Here is a 17,602-nt window from a genome sequence, read left to right as displayed (position 1 = left end):
ATTCGCAGTCGTTTAGAAACTCAGGTCCAGACCGAAGGAGATCATCCGGGTCTGCGGATAGGTCGTGCCGTAATAGACGCCGTATGCGGTTTTCGTGGTGTTCGAGAATTCGGGGTCGAGGCCCGAGAAACCGGTAATCGTCCAGAGGTTCGTCGCCGAGACGTAGATCCGCAACCGGTCGATCTTCGCACGCCGGGTCCAGCGCCGCGGGAAGGTGTACCCCAGGGTGATGTTCTTCAGCCGCAGGTAGGAGCCGTCCTCGATGAAGTAGTCGGAGTATTTCCGGTAGTTGTAGTTGGGGTCCTTGACCGGGGCGTTTCCGTTGTCGGCATCGAGCCCCATGATCCGCGGGCGGTCCGTGAGGCCGTTGCCGAGGAAGAACGAGGCCCCGAAGACCTCGGAGGTCGTATTGGAACTCTCCTGCACGCTCTCGGTATAGGATCGTGCAAGGTTCAGCACGTCGTTCCCGGCAATTCCCGTAAAATCGGCCGCGAAGTCGATGCCGCGCCATTCGAGCGAGATGTTGAAGCCGTACTGCAGCGTCGGCCACGGATTGCCGATGAAGGTGCAGTCGTCGTCGTTGATCGTCCCGTCGCCGTTCAGATCGACATATTTGAGGTCGCCCACCCCGGTCAGGCGCTGGTGGTAATAGTCATACCCGTTGGCCTGCGCCCTGGCATTGAGGGCGTCGATCTCCTCCTGGGAGGTGATCATGCCGTCGGTCTTCAGCCCCCAGAACTGGCTGATGGGTTGTCCGTTGACCGTCTTGCAGGGGCTCGGGCCCGTATTGGGGTGTCCGCCGCCGCCGTAAATCGCCGCATTGGTGAGCCCCAGATCCACCACCTTGTTGCGGTTCTGCGAGATGTTGCCGCTGATCGCATAGTTGAAGTAACCGATGTTATTGCGGTAATTGACAAGCAGTTCCCAGCCGCGGTTGTCGATCCGTCCGAGGTTCACGGGCATGGTGCTCATGCCGGTCAGCGACGACGGCGAGGTGATTCCCGAAGAGTTGGGGACCGAAAGGGCGTAGATCATGTCGCGGGTGATGCGCTGATACCAGTCGAACGAGATCGACAGGCGGTTGCGGAAGAGGTCCACGTCGAGACCCACGTCGGTCGTGTAGATCGACTCCCACCGGATGTCCTCATTGACGACCTTGATGTTGTTGTAGCCCCCGACGGCCGAGGTTCCGTCGAACGAGTGGCTCGTGACGTTCTGGAACGCCGCCATGTAGGCAAAGGCGTTCAGCGCCTGGTCGTTGCCGAGGATACCCCAGCTGAAGCGCGGCTTGATCATCGACACCCATTCAACATTCCACGCCTTGAAGAAGGGCTCCTCGGAGATCTTCCAGCCGACCGACACCGAAGGGAAGACACCCCAGCGGTTCTTCGGTCCGAACTTGGGCGAGCCATCGCGACGGACGTTCATCGTCAGCAGGTAACGGTTGTCGTAGGCGTAGTTCAGACGTGCGAACTGCGAGAGGAAGCGGTCCTCGCTCAGGGCTCCCGAAGCGCTCTTGGTGGGGTTCGTCGAGAGGGCGAACGACTCGGGATCGTTGATCGGGAAGTCGGAAGCCGTCGCCGAAAGATCGGCCAACTGGGCACTCTTGGCCTCGTAACCCACCATCACCCGCAGGTCGTGTTTCCCGGCGAAGAGTTTCCCGTAGGAGAGCGTCGCCGTGAAGGTGTACTGCTCGCCGTAATCGAGCGCCTTGGTATAGCTGTCCTTCGTCGGGGAGCGCCCCAGCGTATTGGCCTCGGAGAAGTTGTCGTCATAGCCGCCGCCGAGCTGTGCCGAACCCGTCAGGTTGAGTTTCAGCCCCTTGACGATCTCCCAGTCGATGAACAGGTCGCCGTTGGCCACCAGGTCCGACTGTTTCTGGTGGTGGTAGGCGATGTCGGCCACGGGATTGGCCCCCGAGAAGTCGATACCCGAAGGAATGGCCGAAAATTCGCCGTCCTCGTCATAGATGCTCATGTAGGGGATCGAGACCCAGGGGAAGGACTCCGTATAGGGGTTGCCGCGCAAACGGGCCAGATAGATCCGCGTGCCGACGGTCAGCGAGTTGGCCACCTTGTAGTCGACATTCAGCCGCGCGGAGATCCGCTCCCAGTAGTTGTTCATCTGAATGCCGTTCTCACGCTCGTAGCCTCCCGAAAGATAGTAGCGGAGCCGTTCGCTGCCTCCCGTGAGCGAGAGGTTGTAGCTCTGCTCGATGCCGGGCTGGTAGATCTCGTCGACCCAGTCCGTGTCGGGCAGCGCCGCGGGGTTGTCCCAAATCGGGTAGCTGACGCCCAACTCCTTCATGACGCGGATGTAGTCTTCGGTCCCGAGCATCCGGTACATGTCCGTGTACTGCCGCACGCCGACGTGGCTCGTGAACGAAAGCTTCGCCTTGGTGTTGTAGGAGCCCTTCTTCGTCGTGATGAGCACCACGCCGCCCGCCGCCCGCGAGCCGTAGATCGCCGCCGCACTGGCATCCTTGATCACCTCGATCGACTCGATGTCGTTCAGGTTGTATTCGCTGTTGTTGTCGCAGGCCACGCCGTCGATCACGAAGAGCGGGTTCAGACCGTTGATCGAGCCCACACCGCGGATCACGATATCGGAACTCGCGCCGGGTTTTCCGCTGGTCTTCGTGACCATCACACCGGCGACCTTGCCCTGCAGCGCCTCGGCAACCGACCGGGCGGGCAGGTTCTTGATGTCCGCAGCCTTGACCGAGGCAATGGAGCCCGTCAGGTCGGACTTCTCCTGCGTACCGTAACCGACCACCACGACGTTGTCGAGGCGTTCGTTCTCCTCTTCGAGGACGATCTTCAGGTTGCTGCGGTTCAGCACCGGAAACCGGAGACTCTTATAGCCTACATAGGTCACGAGCAGCGTGGAGCGTGCGGGAACCGTCAGCGAGAAACTCCCGTCCGGACCCGTAATCGTACCGTTCATCGTCGGGGCATCCTTGACGACGATCGTGGCACCGATCAGGGGATTCCCCTGCTCGTCGGAGACCGTTCCGGTGATGGTCCGGTCGGGAAGTTGGCGGTCGGCCGCCGTATCCGGGTCATCGGAGATCCCGTCGGCCCACACCGCGCCGGGAATACCGCACAACAGGAGCAGGACAAGAAACACACGCCTGCTCACCCGGGTAAGGTCGAATTTTTCCATAGACAGCATTTGGGTTTTCGGGGATTCGGCCCAAGCGGTATGCCAAAGTGTCAGGGAAAGGCATATTACCGATATTCAGCAACTTGTCTGTCCCGTTCCGCCCCTTCCCGTGTGGAAATTCCAGACAAGGGGTGTGGAAAAAATCCACATCCCCGGCCTCCCGGCGCGGGAATTCGCACACCCTGCGGCACGCAAATTGCTCCCCGACATCGAAATTCCATACGCTATGAAACACTTGAACGCATTGATCGAAAATTCGAAACAGGCCATCCGCTACTGGTGGCTGCTGCTGCTTGCAGGAATCGTCCTGCTGCTGACCGGAATCCTGGTCTTTATCTTCCCGGGCCGGAGTTATCTCGGCATGTCGCTGCTCTTCGGGTGGGTGATCCTGCTGGCGGGAATCCTGGAGGTGGTGATCTCGACGGCAAACCGCCACTTCATCACAGGCCGGGGCTGGATGCTCGCCGGAGGGATCATTCAGATCGTCCTGGGCGTGATCCTGATCTTCAATGTCGGGCTGTCGGCCTCGATGCTGCCGTTCTTCCTCGGGTTCTGGCTGCTGATGCGCGCCTTCAGCACCATCGGACTCGGCGGCGACATGCACACCATGGGAATCAGCGGCTCGGGATGGACCATCCTCACGGGCGTACTGCTGCTGCTCTGCTCGCTGGGAATCCTCTTCCAACCCCTCGGGGTCGGCACCACGGCCGTCGTCGTCTGGGTCGGCATCACGCTGCTCCTCGCCGGTGCGGCAGCCTGCACCCTGGCCCTCCAGCTCCGCAACGCACACCTCTGTTTCGAGGAGTAGAGCCCCCGAAACCTCCGTCCCGACAGCAATTCACCCCCGCCGCCACACCGTGCGACAGGGGTGAATTTCGTATTCCAGCCGCGAGACCCGGCCTCTGATTCCCCTCCTCCGGATTCCGGCTACTCGAAATCCTCGCGGAAGAGACCGTACTTGCGGATCAGGCGCGAAATCTCGGGATCGAGATTGCCGCGGAACTTCAGGTTCTCGCGCAGCTCCACCGAACGCAGGAAATACTGCACGGCCTGCTCCTCGTCGCCCAGACGGGCCGCCAGGATGGCCAGCATGTACTGGATGTCGGCCGTCGAGCCGGCCCCGGGCTGCGCCTTCAGGATCCGGTAGGCCGCAGCATCGTAGCCGAGCGACATGTAGGCCAATGCCGTATTGCGGTCCTCGTAGGGGCGCAGGATCGTCAATGCCTCCTCGTAGCGGCGCTTGCGCAGCAGATCCACGGCGTGCATGTAACTCGTATCGACCTCGGTCGTCCAGACCGTATCCTGCTTCATGCCCCGGCGGTGGAGGTTGAAGCGGAAATCCACGGCCCGCATCTGCGGGTAGATCGCACTCCGCATCCGGGCATACTCCCGGGGGTACTTCAACCGGATCCGCCATTCGCGCGTATCGGGATTCCCCTCCCAGCGGATCATCTCCAGAATCTCGGACTTGTGCGCAATCAGCGTATCGGCCGCTACCAGGCGGTAGAGCTCGTCCCAATCCTCGGCCAGCCACGTCGAACGCAGCAGGTTCGGCAGGTCGGGCAGTTTCTCGTCGCTATCGTCGACCACCTGGCGGCCCTGTTCGTCGAGCGTATAGCTCCCCGCCACGCTGAGCGAGTCGTACAGCACCCGGAACTCCGAGACGAGCACCCGCCTCAGGGCTTCGGCACGTTCGCGGGCCAGGCGTTCGTTCAGCGCCCAGGTCCCCTCGGGCGAGGCCGTGGCCCGGAGCGTGATGCTGTCGATGATGTAGACCGGGTCGGTCATCAGCCCGCGGGTCAGCGACCGCACGGCCGCAATCTGCCGACGGTTTTCGGTCAGCGTGTCGACCAGTGAGGCCTTCCCGACCGGGAAGGTGAAGAAGAAACGCGCATTGGCCTCGGCATCGCGCAGCACGATCCGCTGCATGTAGCGGGTCCGCTCGTCGAGGAACGTCGTCATCGAGGCCACGTTGTAGGTCAGCGTATCGGAGCGCGTGAGCCGGTAGGTGCGTCCGCTGCGGTCCTCCACCCCGCCCGTGAGGTAAAGCCGCAGTTTCGAGGTGTTCTCGTCGGCCTGCACCTGTTCGGTATAGTAATAGTCGACCTTGCCGTCCGGACGGCAGATCACCGTATCGAGCCGCGCGTCCGCATAATAGGGATGGCGGACCAGCCGCTCGAATGCGGCCGGTTTCCCCGCTTCGAGGCGCCGGTTGCGCGCCACCTGCCCCTGCCGCAGCACGCTGTTGCGCACGGCCGCCGTATCGAGGCTGTTCAGCGCCGCAAGCCGCTCCTCGGTATCGGCTTTCCGGATCCGGAAGTTTTCCAACACGGCGCTGTCGCTCGTCTCGGCCAGCAATTCCGTAACCGCTTTCCGGCGGCGGCCCGTATAGGCCAGGCGCTCCCCGGCCAGTTCGCGGAGCCGCGCGCCGTCGGCCACATAAACCTCGCCGTAAACCCGCCCGGGCTCCTCCGTCAGCGAACGGATATAGGCCTCGCGCGCACGCCCCCCAGCCTCGGGGTATTCGCCCTCGACCCGTGTATAGATCTCACCGCCGGGCAGGACATCAACCCCCTCATAGCGGTAACGGGGCGTAAGGTAGTCGTTCAGGTGGTCGAACTTGTCGTCCGGATCGGGCGTATAGGTCGTGTTGGCCTTCACCGTCCGGTCGGTCGCATAGACATACCGGCGCAGCGCCCCGTACTGGCGTTCGCGCTCCCGCCGGGTCGTCCACCCGACCTGCTCGTCGTACATCGCCTCGTCGGGCGTCATGCGCTCCAGCCGCGCCGAAGCATCGCCGTATTTCACCCGGTCATCGGCCACACGCGCCATATAGCGGCGGTAGGCACCCTTGTCGGCAAACCGCTCGAAATAGTCGGCACTGTCGACAATCCGCCCCACATAGTCGTCATAACGCCCGTATTCGCGCTGCTGCATCGTGCGGAACCGCTCGCCGCTGTAGACCAGCGGATCGAACGTCAGCGTATCCTCGCCCTTGAGCAGCTGCGGATCCAGCACCAGCTGCCAGTCGCGGTCCTGCAGCGTCTGCGGCACCGAAACGATGAAGTCGACGTTGATCTTGCCGTTGCGCTCCACCAGGTTGCGGCGGTTCGCCGCCGAAATGACCACCTCGTCGATGGCGATCGACATCATCTTCTCCCCGGAAGCGGAGTCGACAGCCACGGGAGTCAGAAAGAGTTCCGTACCGTCCTGTTTGCGAAAGGTGATGATCTTCGGGCCCCGCGCCGTATCGGCGGCACGCTCCGCAACCTCCCGCTTGTTCTGCGCAGGGAGGTAGACACCCGCTTCAGGGTTGCTCCTGGCAAGTTTGCGGATATTCCCGCATCCCGCCAGGAAGGCTCCGGCAAACAATGCCGCAGCCGCATATTCCATCCATTCTCGACGTTTCATCTTCCCGGAACGGATTTAATTCATTTACGCTGCGTATCGACCGCCCCGTTGACATCGACCGTAAAGACCCGCCGTTTCCCGCCGGGCGAGGTCTGGATCTGACGCAGGACGAGCGTGGCCCCGGCCATCCAGCTCTCGTAGGGGACCTTCATCTCATAATTGAACACCCGGTCGGTTTTCCCGTCGACGTTGATCGTCAGGTGAGGCTGCCGTTCGGCCCAGTAGGACCCCGAAAGTTTCTGGCGCCGTTCCATCATGTGCTGCTGGTAGCGGCCGTTGATGAGGATGTGCGGGAAGAGCTTCACCGACCGGCGGTCCGCCGTACTGAGCTCGGGGAGAATCATCCAGCTCTGGGAGCGGGTCACGGCCTTGCGCGAAACCGAAATCTCCAATACCATGTGCAGTTCTCCGTTGCGCTCGGCCAGCACCTTGCGCGTCACGGCCACATCGCCGACAATCTGCGCCCGGAGCGACACCCCGGCCAGCAGGAATACGAGTAGCAAGCAATATCTTTTCATGGGACGACCCGGTTATTTCTTGGAGTTGAACAGATAGACGAACGAAACGCCGAATTCGGTAGGGATCGGCAGAATCCGCTTCCGGTCGGTATAGGAGGCGGCTTTCGGACCCCGGACGGGCTCCGTATGGTAGCTGAAACGCGCCAGTCCCGCTCCGGCCGAGAGTTCGATGTTCCAGTGCGGGCTGACATAAAACTGGTAGCCGAGGCTGAAGCCTGCTCCGACGAACGAACCTTTATAGTAATTGGTAGCCAATCCTGTCAGAATGCGGTCGCCGATGAAGGGGAGCTTGAAGCCGCCGACCTCGAACTTCCCGCCGATGGCATGGACCCCGAAATAGAGCCGCGTGTACTTTTCCGTGACCCAGTAGCGGTACTCGGGCCGCAGGAACCAGTGGCGGATCCGGTTGTCGGCGCCGATGGTCCAGGGATTGTAGTTGGCCGTCAGGCCGATCGTCGAGTGTTTGCTCACGGCCACCTCGGCCCCGAGGTTCGGGGTCGTCGCCGCCCAGTAAAGCACGTTGGTCTTTACGGCGACCTGCTGCGCCGCAGCTCCGAACCAGCAAGAACCGGCCAGCAACAACGTCAGAATGATCTTCTTATTCATCAATATCAGGATTTGATTCCGTTTATCGAATCCCGGAATCGGATGAAATTCACGCTGCTCACCCTCCTCCACTGTCGATTATTGGCGCAAAATTGGAGATAAAACGAAGAAATAACAGTATCATCTACGATACAACACACCAAAAAGAGGTCCGTTCCCGCGATCGGGGAACCGCCTGCCAACCGGTGCATTCCCGCAATCCGGCCCGGCCTGCCGTCCGGGGATACCGCACAAAACAAAATGAAGGGCACCTCACGGCGCCCTTCCCCATCAAAAATTAACCCTTAAAAATTATCCCCGTTTCGGAAGATGTCCGAGAGGTAATGGTGCAGATAGTACAGATCCGCGTCCCCTTGTATCACCTCCCGCATCAACAGATCTTCGTCTTCGGAGATGCCGTTGTCCGAAATCTCGTTTTGGTCCATATCCTCCATAGGCGTTGTCGTTTTAAGAGAGTTGTCATCCTTATAACGCATCCCCCGGGAGGATTATTGTACGCCTCAGCAAAGAATCAGATTTTTTTCCTTGATCATGCGCCGCAGGTTGATCAGCGCATAGCGCATCCGCCCCAACGCGGTATTGATACTCACGTCGGTCTGCTCGGCAATATCCTTGAAGCTCAGGCCCGAGAAGTAGCGCATCATCACGACTTCACGCTGCTCCGGGGGCAGCAAATCGATCAGGGCGCGCACGTCGCGTTCGATCTGCTCGCTGACCATCGAGTCCTCGACGGTCCGTTCCGCAAACCGGAGCGTCCCGAGCATGTCGTAACCCGCCTCGGATTCGCTCACGGACTTGTCCTGGCGCTGTGCCCGGAAGTAGTCGATCACCTGGTTGTGGGCGATCCGCAGAATCCACGACAGGAATTTGCCGTTATCCGTATAACGGCCTTCGTCGATCACGCGGACGGCTTTGATGAAGGTTTCCTGAAAAATATCGTCGGCCAGATCCCGGTCCTTGACCATCATGTTGATATAGTCCCGGACCCTGCGGCTGTGACGTTCGATGAGTTGTGACATAGCGCTCCGATCCCCGGAAAGGTAGTGATTAAGCAATACCCGGTCACTTAATACTTGCACGTTCATACTCTTTTTCCCAATTAGTTACAAAGAGTAGCGTCTTTTCCGATAGGCAATCTTTTTTAAGCGTTCTGTCAAACCTGCAATAAATTCCAACTCTCCGCCCTTTCCCCGACAGGGGAGGGGAGATTACGTCGGCAAGGTAGTGATATTTCCCGAAAAAAACAAATTTTTCTACTCTTGTGAACATTTTCGGGGTCCTCCCCGCAGGTCGGAACGCAAAATCCGTGCCAGGAAAACGGGCCACTCACTTGACCGGCTCCACGTGGATGGCGATCATGGTCCCTTCGCCGAAACGCGCCCGAAGCCGTCGCTCGATCTCGACGGTCAGGGCATGGGAGTGCTCCACGGTCATCTGTCCGTCCATGCGGACGTGCACCTCGATGGCGATCGAGGCGCCGATGCGGCGCGTGCGCAGGTTGTGGGGCTCGCGGATCTCGGGATTCGACGTGACGATAGCGAGAATCTCCTGCTCGACATCCTCCGGCAGCGACTGTTCGAGCAGTTCGCTCAGGCCCGTGCGGATGAGGTCGAAGGCGATCTTGAAGATGAAGACCGCCACGACCAGGGCCGCAATGGGATCGGCGATCCGCCATTTTGCTCCGAGGAAGTAGGCGCAGCCGATTCCGGCCAGCGTCCCGAGCGACGAAAGGGCGTCGCTGCGGTGGTGCCAGGCGTTGGCCACGACACTCGGGCTCTGGAGCGCACGACCCTCCCGCACCGTATAACGGTAGAGGATCTCCTTGACAAGGATCGAAACAAGCGCGGCAATGAGCGCCACGGCGCCCGGACGCGGAAGGCTGCCGCCCTCGACAACGACCCGGATTCCCTCGATGCTGTTGAACAGGATCCCGGCACCGACGATGCCGAGCGCCAGGCTGATGATGATCGTGGCGAGGGTTTCGTACTTCCCGTGGCCGTAGTCGTGGCCGGAGTCGCGGGGCTTGGCGGAGATCCGCGCGAAGGCAATCACCACCACGTCGGTGGCCAGGTCGGAGAACGAATGCACGGCATCGGCAACCATGGCGCCGCTTCGGCCCACGATGCCGGCCGCAAGTTTCAACAACGACAACACGAGGTTGACCACGAGTCCGACAAAGGTGACGTGGTAGATTTTCCGTTTCCGAATTTCCGCTTCGTTCGACATAAGCTCAACCGTTTAGCTGTTTGGACAGGGGTCAAAAGTACGAAAAAATTTGATTCGTGGCGTCGAAAAAAAAGAGCCAGCACACCCGGGAAGTCCGCACCGGAGCCACAAAGCCCGACTGGCGCACGTTTCCGCCCCATGAGAAAGGGCGGCACCCGAACCGGATGCCACCCTGATCTCCTCCTCGCCGGAGACTAATAGCTGCGGGCGAAGAGCACGCGGCGGTGCGACGGCTTGCCGGAGAAGACGCAGACACCCTCCTCTTCGGGCGCGTCGATCGGAATGCAGCGGATCGTGGCCTTCGTGGCATCCTTGATCGCCACTTCGGTCTCGACCGTGCCGTCCCAATGCGCCGAGATGAAGCCTCCCTTGGTTTCGAGCACCTCCTTGAACTCCTCCCACGTGTCGACCTTCGTGATCATCGACTCGCGGTAAGCCAGCGCCTTGCGGTAAATATTCTCCTGAATCCCGGTCATCAAACCCTCGATCCGGTCGACAAGCCCCTCCTGCGGCACGGTCTCCTTTTCGAGCGTATCGCGGCGCACGAGCTCGATCGTGTCGTTCTCCATGTCGCGCGGGCCCATGGCCAGACGAACCGGCACTCCCTTCAGCTCGTACTCGGCAAACTTGAAGCCCGAACGCACGTTGTCGCGGTCATCGATCTTCACCGAAATGCCCTTGGCCTTCAGCCCCTCGGCAATGGTCTCGAAGCGCTTGCGAATCTCCGCAAGCTGCTCCTCGCCCTTGTAGATGGGGATCATCACCACCTGGATCGGCGCGAGTTTCGGCGGCAGCACCAGTCCGTTGTTGTCCGAGTGGGCCATGATGAGCGCACCCATCAGCCGGGTCGAGACGCCCCACGACGTAGCCCATACGTATTCGAGCTTGCCCTCCTTGTTGACGTACTGCACGTCGAAGGCCTTGGCGAAATTCTGCCCCAGGAAGTGCGACGTACCGCTCTGCAGCGCCTTGCCGTCCTGCATCAGTGCCTCGATCGTCAGCGTATCCTCGGCCCCGGCAAACCGTTCGTTGGGCGACTTGTGCCCCACGATCACCGGCAGCGACATCCACTCCTCGGCAAACTTCTGGTAGACATGGATCATCTTCGTAGCCTCCTCGATGGCCTCTTCGCGGGTGGCATGGGCCGTGTGGCCCTCCTGCCAGAGGAATTCCGCCGTCCGCAGGAACAGGCGCGTGCGCATCTCCCAGCGCACGACGTTGGCCCACTGGTTGCAGAGGATCGGCAGGTCGCGGTACGACTGGATCCAGTTCTTGTAGGTATTCCAGATAATCGTTTCCGAAGTCGGGCGCACGATCAGCTCCTCTTCGAGTTTGGCGTCGGGATCAACCACCACACCTTTGCCTTCGGGATCGTTCTTCAGGCGGTAGTGCGTCACCACGGCGCACTCCTTGGCGAAACCCTCCACGTGGTGGGCCTCCTTCGAGAAGAAGGATTTCGGAATGAAGAGCGGGAAATAGGCGTTCTGGTGTCCCGTCTCCTTGAACATCTTGTCCAGCGCGTCGTGCATCTTCTCCCAGATGGCGTAACCGTAGGGCTTGATGACCATACACCCGCGCACGGCCGAGTTTTCAGCCAGTCCGGCCTTCACCACCAGATCGTTGTACCATTGCGAGTAGTTCTCGTCCGATTTGGTGAGGTCTTTGAGTTCCTTTGCCATTGTCTATTTTGTTTTTACATTCGTTTCGTGGCGCAAATATACAAAAAAATAAAAGGTCCGCCACGAAGCGGACCCGATAATTCATCTTTGACGGGGCTCAGAAACGGAAGTTGAGCGTCATGGCGATGTAGTGGCGCGTCAGCGAAGTTTCATAAACCCCGGTCCAGGTCATCAGATCACCCGTGTCGTAATCCTGACTGCAGAAGAGCTGATAGCCGTTCAACTTGTCGGAAACGTTCTGATAGGCGATGTCGAGCGTCACGCTGCGCGACAACGACACCCCGAGTCCCGCCGAGACATAGCAGCTCTTATAGGTCACCGGCATCCCGGTATTGACCCCATACGTATAGGTATCGCGCTCCTTGAGCATCGAGTCGGTGAAGCCGCCGCCCACACGCAGCGCCAGGAACGGCAGCGGACGGATCTCGGCACCCACACGCAGGGAGTTCGTCGCCTGGAAATCGTGCTTGAATTCAGCCTTGTAGTCCTCCGTCAGGAGGTCGTTGTAACGCGGCACATCCTTCATGCGGATCCCGTTGTACCAGTCGCGCTCGTAGTCCACCGACACGATGGCGAAGTTCCCGAACGTGTACGACGCCCCGAACATCAACCGCGCCGGCGAAGTGAAGCTCCAACTGTCCGGGCCCTCGTTGGTGGCCGTCGGGGAGTCGTTCCCGGCCTCCACTCCATGGACCGGGCCGTTGTTGATAATATCCTCGGTCTGCACGATGCGCGTCGTGATCCCGGCCCGATAGGAGTAGTCGAGCGAATAGTAGGTCGGCGTGTGGAAAGCCGCACCCAGCCGCAACCCCGCGATCGGGCGCACCACGACACCCAGCTTGAGGTTGACACCGCTGCCGTCGATCGTCATCCGCTGGTAGAGGTTCATCATTTCGAGCTGCTGGGTCAGATTCGACCACTCGCCGGTCTCCCGATTGAGCGTCTGCGCCACGCCGTTCGTGTTGAAATAGCCGTACTCCTCCTGATAGGTCATCGCCGTGCGCTTGTAGACGCTCTGGATGCCGAGCGTGGCACCGAAGTAGACGATGTTGTTGATGTTGCCGCCCAGCGAAATATCGAACTCGTTGATCGACCCGCTGTTGACCACATCCAACGAGTGCAGCACCGAAGCATTTCCGCCAATACGCGCTACGCCCCAGGGGTTGTTTCCGCCATCAGAAAAGTAATCGACCATATAACCGTCATAGCCCAGTGCCGCAGGCCACACGCTGGGGTGCAGGTCTTGCATCAGCAACTGATTCGACGAATTGGGTCGCGTTCCCCAGGAGTTCAACTGCTGGGAGAAGATATCCCCGATGGTCGGCATATAGGCCCCGGTCGAGGGGTCGAAGAGCGACTCCGAAGAGAACGAGTAGCGCGTATTGAAATCGGCGATACGGTTGAGCCCCAACCCCACCGTCAGGCTGGTCAGCGCTCCGGAACCGCTCTCGAAGACGTTCAGCGCCACGCCGATATTGGCGAAGGCAAAACGGGTCTTGTTGTTGTTCTGCCACGTGGCGGTTCCGTCCGTCGAGGCGTGCGACACGCTAACCAGCGGCGTGAAGGAGAACTCGCTGCTGCGGTACATGCCCAACCCGGCCGGATTGAGCGCCATCGACGTAAGGTCGGCGCCGAGCGACGTGAAGGCCCCTCCCATACCCATGGCCCGGGCCGTTCCGAAGAGGTGCGTGCGGCTCAGTTCGGCGAAATCCGATGCCCAGAGCATGTCGCGGTTCAGCACCGATCCCCCGAATCCGTAGTTGATCTGACGATCGGCAGTTTGAGCCCGGAGGGGCATGGCGGCAAGCACCGCAAGGCACAAAATTCCTATTTTCTTCAAACCTTTCATATTCAAACCTTTTTGAGAAACCGAAAACTACCGGCTGCCCCGGCTTCCGCCGCCTCCGGCCGAACCGCCGCGCGAACCGCCTCCGCCGCCGTAGCTGCCGCCCATCGAACCGCCACGCGAACCGCCGAAACTGCCGCCGCTGTTGTAGCTGCTGCCACGCGAGCCGCTGTTGTAACTCGGAGTCCGGTTGCTGTTGTAGTTGTTATAGTTGTTGTAGTTGTTGTAACTGTTGTTGCGGTTGCCGCGGGAGTTGTTGCCGAAGGGGCTGTTGTCCCGGCGGCTGCCGTAACGGGATTCGTAGGAAACGCTACCCCTGCGGCCGCTGTTCCCGCGCGAGGAGTTATAACTGCCGGATCCGACTCCGTACGTGCGTCCCGACGTCGCCCGCCCGGGCGTATAGCCCCTATGGTTGCGGCCGCCCGGATTGGCGTAATAGTTCCGGCGGGGCACACTCCCGTGCCACCCGGGACCCCAGTGCGGGTGACCGTGCCAGCCATACCACCCGTACCAGCCGGGCCCCCACCAGGGATCATACCACGAACTGTACCACGGCCGCCAGGGGCTGTACCACGAATAATACCAGGGATTGTACCAACCGAAACTCCAGCCCCAGCTTCCGAACGTAAAACTCGGGCCCCAAGGCCAGTTCCAACCGTAATACCAGGGATCGCAGAGAATGGTTCCGCCCCAGGTTCCGAACATCGACGTGATGTACTTGGGCTCAACCCAGACCTGGTCTCCGGAGATCACGATGTTGTAGAAGGCGGGGTCATAGGCCGACGCATAGGTGAACGCCGAGCTGTAACGAGCATCGAGATAACTCGACGGCATCTTGTAGGTAGGCGATTCGAACCCTCTCAGACGACGGGCATAGGCGCTTTCATAATCGTCGGCGAGAATGCTCTCGTAAGGGTTCGCATCGGGAGAGGAGTACTCATAATAGCGGTTTTCGGCCGCAGCGGCCTCAGCCTCTGCGATCCGGGCTTCCCATTCGGCCTTGCGGGCTGCGGCTTCGGCACGCTTCGCTTCGGCTTCGGCCTGCTGCTTGCGGGCGATCTCGGCGCGGTTATGGACGGCATAGAGATCGTCGGAAGCATAACCGGCCGAGGCCTGGTAGAGCGACGAGCATCCGACCGCTCCGACCATCAGGGAGGCTATTCCGATTAAAACCTTGAACTGTTTCATAGCGCACAAATGTTTGCGTTAGTTTCTTGCTTAAGAAACGAAAATCATACCGATTTTCGTATCATTCTACTCCATAAACGGAGCAGATCCCCGAATACTGCATTTAGGGATGTCTACAAAGATAGTCTTTTTCGGAGTAAAAAGAGGCTTTCGGGGCATTTTCGGGGATAAATTTCGGTTCCGGCGCATTTTTTTTACCGGGAACTGTAAAAAAATAAAAAATATGTCTATATTTGCAGTCCCAAAACGAGAGTTTCGGGGTGAAGTGCAGGGGGGGGGCTGAGTGCTGGAGGCAGGAGACGGGATGCAGAGGGCAAAGGGCCAGGAGCAGGAGACGGAATGCTGAGGGCAGGAGGCAAGGTAATACAAGGCAAACGCTGCGCTTCACGATCAAAAAGGAGAGATGCCGGAGTGGTCGATCGGGCCGCACTCGAAATGCGGTGTACGGGCAACTGTACCGGGGGTTCGAATCCCTCTCTCTCCGCAACAAACGCTGAAAATCAGCAGATTGCAAAACAAACACCCAGTTTTACACCCAAGAATGTAAAGTCGGTGTTTTTGTTTTATTTAAGATAATACAACCACTACATAATAAAAGAGTAGCGATATTAAAAGAATCCGATGAGAAAAGACTAATATTTATCTATCCATTCAGTTTGATTTTTCAGGACTTTACATCGTCCTGAAAGTATTTGTTATTGTATTCCAACGTCAGGAGTGGATTATAATACAAGTTTTTTGTGTGGATAGAATTTCGTTTTGCTTAATGTACGAAAGTACTTATCTATAAACGCATGAAATATTAGCACAATGAATCATTGGAAATCAACTTTGGCCGTGATAGGAATAGGCCAACTCATATCTATTTTAACAAGTACGATTGTTGGCTTCTCCATTATTTTTTGGATTAGCAACGAATTTAAATCCCCGACAGCTTTATCTCTGGCTATTTTAGCTGGATTTTTACCACAATTTGTATTAGGCTTGTTTGCCGGGGTCTATGTTGACAGATGGAATCGAAAGAAAACGATGTTTTATTCGGACTTGTTCATCGCGTTCTGTACCCTATGTCTTTTTATTGTGATAACCAAGGGTTATAAAGACCTTTCTTTTTTTTATCTATTGACTGCTTGTCGTTCAATAGGCAGTACGTTTCATGCACCTGCTTTACAGGCAAGCATCCCTCTACTGGTTCCCAAGCACCATCTTGTCAGGGTATCAGGTTTGTACCATTCCATTCAATCCTTCAGTGAGGTGATAGCTCCCGTTGTAGGGGCAAGCCTCGTTGTTTGGCTTCCCATACAGTATATTCTGCTCATAGATGTGATCGGAGCTGTTGCTGCTTGTCTGACCTTACTTTGTGTCCAGATTCCTTCTCTTCAAAAAACGAAAGTTCTTCCAGATTTCAAAAAAGAACTGACGGAATGTTGGCATACCTTGCGGCGTACAATGGGCATTTTGCCTTTATTCGTATGCTTTACGCTGGTGACTTTTGTCCTTATGCCTGTTTTTACGTTATTTCCTTTTATGACGCTTCTGCATTTCAACGGAAACATTTTGCAAATGGGAGTTGTGGAAATGGGTTGGGGCTCAGGGGCATTGTTGGGCGGTTTAGTACTTGCCTGTAAGGCTTTGAAAAGCAAGCAAACATTAGTGATGCATACGGCTTATGTGATATTGGGATTGTATCTGATTAGCGCCAGTTATTTACCATCAAGCGCATTTATAGGTTTTGTTTGCCTAACATTTACAGGAGGCATAGCCTATTCCATTTACCATGCGCTTTTCATCGCTATTATTCAGCAGAACTTGGCTTCGGACATGCTTGGACGGACTTTTTCTCTCATCTTTAGTTTGAGTACCTTTCCATCAATGCTGGGTATCGTAGCTTCAGGATATTGGGTGGAAGCATGGGGTATCACATCCGTCTTTATGATCAGCGGATGGGTTATCTTTCTGATTGGAGTGGGTGCAAATTTTATTTCTTCAATCAAGCAGTTGGATAATTACGCATAGTATTATTTATTAAAGAATTATTATATGACAAAGAAAGAACACACTACGATTACAGAGTTATTTCAAGTTTTGGACTTGTTGGAAAGCCTGGACATGCAGTTTTGGTTGGATGGAGGCTGGGGAGTGGATGTCTTGTACGGACAGCAAACCCGCTTGCATAGAGATATTGACATTGATTTTGATGCCAATTATACAGACCAACTCCTTGATCTTTTGCAGGAGAGAGGATATCAAATTGAAACAAATTGGTTGCCCACCCGTGTGGAACTGTATAGCAAAGAATTAGGCTATATTGATATCCATCCTTTTGTCTTGAATGCGGACGGCACTTCCAAACAAGCCGACTTGGATGGAGGCTGGTATGAATTTCAACCGGACTATTTTGGAACAGCAGTCTTTGAAGGCAGAAGCATCCCTTGCATTTCTGCAAAAGGGCAACAAGTATTCCATTCGGGCTACGATTTAAGAGAGAAGGATATTCACGATTTATCTATAATTAAACAATGTATAACAACAATGAGCCTAACAATTAGATAAGAACAAGAAAATGACAGAAAAACAAATTGTCTGGTATATCTTACTTACAGAAGTAAAGATAGACAGTGACACCCAGTCTGTCACATCCCTGAGTGTAGCTCCATTGGCAGTCTTGCCGGAATTCCAGCGTAAGGGAATTGGGGGGGGATGTTGATTCAGTAAGCCCATCAGAGGGCAGCACTTTTGGGTTACGGCACAGCAGTCGTATTGGGGCATAAAGAGTATTATCCTCGATTTGGCTATCGCAAGGCTATCGATTTAGGAATTGAATTTCCTTTCGAAGTCTCTCATGAATATTGCATGGTGGCTGAATTAATACCTGGAGCTACTGAGAATGTGAAAGGTATGGTTTGTTATCCAACTGACTTTAAATAGTTTAACAAGTAAAATTCATTATATAACTCGGACTG

General features: G+C 57.2%; 13 protein-coding genes and 1 tRNA gene. 4 read left to right on the top strand and 10 right to left on the bottom strand.

Going from position 1 to position 17,602, the window contains the following annotated elements:
* Nucleotides 1–12: 12 nt before the first annotated feature.
* On the bottom strand, nucleotides 13–3,165 hold the full coding sequence (locus ABGT65_RS07360; RefSeq protein ID WP_346700964.1) for a TonB-dependent receptor: 3,153 nt from the start codon (nucleotides 3,163–3,165) through the stop codon (nucleotides 13–15).
* A 226-nt stretch (nucleotides 3,166–3,391) separates the two neighbouring features.
* Between ABGT65_RS07360 and ABGT65_RS07355 the strand changes: the two genes are divergently transcribed.
* Nucleotides 3,392–3,973: a DUF308 domain-containing protein gene (locus ABGT65_RS07355; protein WP_346700962.1), complete on the top strand. Its 582-nt coding sequence runs from the start codon at nucleotides 3,392–3,394 to the stop codon at nucleotides 3,971–3,973.
* Between the two features lie 119 nt (nucleotides 3,974–4,092).
* Here the strand turns inward: ABGT65_RS07355 and ABGT65_RS07350 are convergent, their stop codons facing one another.
* From ABGT65_RS07350 to ABGT65_RS07310, 9 genes are all read right to left on the bottom strand, one after another.
* A complete protein-coding gene (locus ABGT65_RS07350) occupies nucleotides 4,093–6,576 on the bottom strand; it encodes a hypothetical protein (RefSeq protein ID WP_346700961.1) in 2,484 nt (827 codons plus the stop codon).
* Nucleotides 6,577–6,596: 20 nt separating this feature from the next.
* The gene (locus tag ABGT65_RS07345) at nucleotides 6,597–7,094 is read right to left on the bottom strand and encodes a DUF3868 domain-containing protein (protein WP_346700959.1); all 498 of its coding nucleotides are present in this window, start codon (nucleotides 7,092–7,094) and stop codon (nucleotides 6,597–6,599) included.
* A 12-nt stretch (nucleotides 7,095–7,106) separates the two neighbouring features.
* Nucleotides 7,107–7,700, bottom strand: coding sequence for a DUF3575 domain-containing protein (locus ABGT65_RS07340; protein WP_346700958.1), 594 nt, complete (start codon nucleotides 7,698–7,700; stop codon nucleotides 7,107–7,109).
* A gap of 284 nt (nucleotides 7,701–7,984) precedes the next feature.
* Nucleotides 7,985–8,134: a hypothetical protein gene (locus tag ABGT65_RS07335; RefSeq protein WP_346700956.1), complete on the bottom strand. Its 150-nt coding sequence runs from the start codon at nucleotides 8,132–8,134 to the stop codon at nucleotides 7,985–7,987.
* Between the two features lie 66 nt (nucleotides 8,135–8,200).
* Nucleotides 8,201–8,785, bottom strand: a complete 585-nt coding sequence (locus ABGT65_RS07330) for a sigma-70 family RNA polymerase sigma factor (RefSeq protein WP_346700954.1) — start codon at nucleotides 8,783–8,785, stop codon at nucleotides 8,201–8,203.
* A gap of 241 nt (nucleotides 8,786–9,026) precedes the next feature.
* On the bottom strand, nucleotides 9,027–9,926 hold the full coding sequence (locus ABGT65_RS07325; RefSeq protein ID WP_346700952.1) for a cation diffusion facilitator family transporter: 900 nt from the start codon (nucleotides 9,924–9,926) through the stop codon (nucleotides 9,027–9,029).
* 194 nt (nucleotides 9,927–10,120) lie between these two features.
* Nucleotides 10,121–11,605 carry a proline--tRNA ligase gene (gene proS / locus ABGT65_RS07320; RefSeq protein ID WP_346700951.1) on the bottom strand — a complete coding sequence of 495 codons (1,485 nt, stop codon included), beginning with the start codon at nucleotides 11,603–11,605 and terminating at the stop codon, nucleotides 10,121–10,123.
* A 97-nt stretch (nucleotides 11,606–11,702) separates the two neighbouring features.
* Nucleotides 11,703–13,454: a transporter gene (locus tag ABGT65_RS07315; RefSeq protein ID WP_346700949.1), complete on the bottom strand. Its 1,752-nt coding sequence runs from the start codon at nucleotides 13,452–13,454 to the stop codon at nucleotides 11,703–11,705.
* A gap of 27 nt (nucleotides 13,455–13,481) precedes the next feature.
* On the bottom strand, nucleotides 13,482–14,639 hold the full coding sequence (locus ABGT65_RS07310; protein ID WP_346700947.1) for a hypothetical protein: 1,158 nt from the start codon (nucleotides 14,637–14,639) through the stop codon (nucleotides 13,482–13,484).
* Between the two features lie 397 nt (nucleotides 14,640–15,036).
* On the opposite strand from ABGT65_RS07310, the gene ABGT65_RS07305 reads away from it, so the two are divergent.
* The 3 genes from ABGT65_RS07305 (at nucleotide 15,037) to lnu(AN2) (ending at nucleotide 17,192) form a co-directional block, all read left to right on the top strand.
* Nucleotides 15,037–15,123: transfer RNA gene (locus ABGT65_RS07305), tRNA-Ser, on the top strand.
* A 326-nt stretch (nucleotides 15,124–15,449) separates the two neighbouring features.
* A complete protein-coding gene (mef(En2), locus tag ABGT65_RS07300) occupies nucleotides 15,450–16,655 on the top strand; it encodes a macrolide efflux MFS transporter Mef(En2) (RefSeq protein ID WP_005786079.1) in 1,206 nt (401 codons plus the stop codon).
* 24 nt (nucleotides 16,656–16,679) lie between these two features.
* Nucleotides 16,680–17,192, top strand: a complete 513-nt coding sequence (lnu(AN2), locus tag ABGT65_RS07295) for a lincosamide nucleotidyltransferase Lnu(AN2) (protein ID WP_004308783.1) — start codon at nucleotides 16,680–16,682, stop codon at nucleotides 17,190–17,192.
* The last annotated feature ends 410 nt before the right edge of the window (nucleotides 17,193–17,602 follow it).

Origin of the sequence: uncultured Alistipes sp., from assembly GCF_963931675.1 — a bacterium.
Lineage (GTDB): Bacteria > Bacteroidota > Bacteroidia > Bacteroidales > Rikenellaceae > Alistipes.
This window is presented reverse-complemented; position numbering and strand designations above follow the sequence as displayed.

Coding starts and splice junctions, on each gene's coding strand:
- ABGT65_RS07360 (WP_346700964.1), bottom strand. CDS start 3,165: ATGGAAAAATTCGACCTTACCCGGGTGAGCAGGCGTGTGTTTCTTGTC.
- ABGT65_RS07355 (WP_346700962.1), top strand. CDS start 3,392: ATGAAACACTTGAACGCATTGATCGAAAATTCGAAACAGGCCATCCGC.
- ABGT65_RS07350 (WP_346700961.1), bottom strand. CDS start 6,576: ATGAAACGTCGAGAATGGATGGAATATGCGGCTGCGGCATTGTTTGCC.
- ABGT65_RS07345 (WP_346700959.1), bottom strand. CDS start 7,094: ATGAAAAGATATTGCTTGCTACTCGTATTCCTGCTGGCCGGGGTGTCG.
- ABGT65_RS07340 (WP_346700958.1), bottom strand. CDS start 7,700: ATGAATAAGAAGATCATTCTGACGTTGTTGCTGGCCGGTTCTTGCTGG.
- ABGT65_RS07335 (WP_346700956.1), bottom strand. CDS start 8,134: ATGGAGGATATGGACCAAAACGAGATTTCGGACAACGGCATCTCCGAA.
- ABGT65_RS07330 (WP_346700954.1), bottom strand. CDS start 8,785: ATGAACGTGCAAGTATTAAGTGACCGGGTATTGCTTAATCACTACCTT.
- ABGT65_RS07325 (WP_346700952.1), bottom strand. CDS start 9,926: ATGTCGAACGAAGCGGAAATTCGGAAACGGAAAATCTACCACGTCACC.
- proS (WP_346700951.1), bottom strand. CDS start 11,605: ATGGCAAAGGAACTCAAAGACCTCACCAAATCGGACGAGAACTACTCG.
- ABGT65_RS07315 (WP_346700949.1), bottom strand. CDS start 13,454: ATGAAAGGTTTGAAGAAAATAGGAATTTTGTGCCTTGCGGTGCTTGCC.
- ABGT65_RS07310 (WP_346700947.1), bottom strand. CDS start 14,639: ATGAAACAGTTCAAGGTTTTAATCGGAATAGCCTCCCTGATGGTCGGA.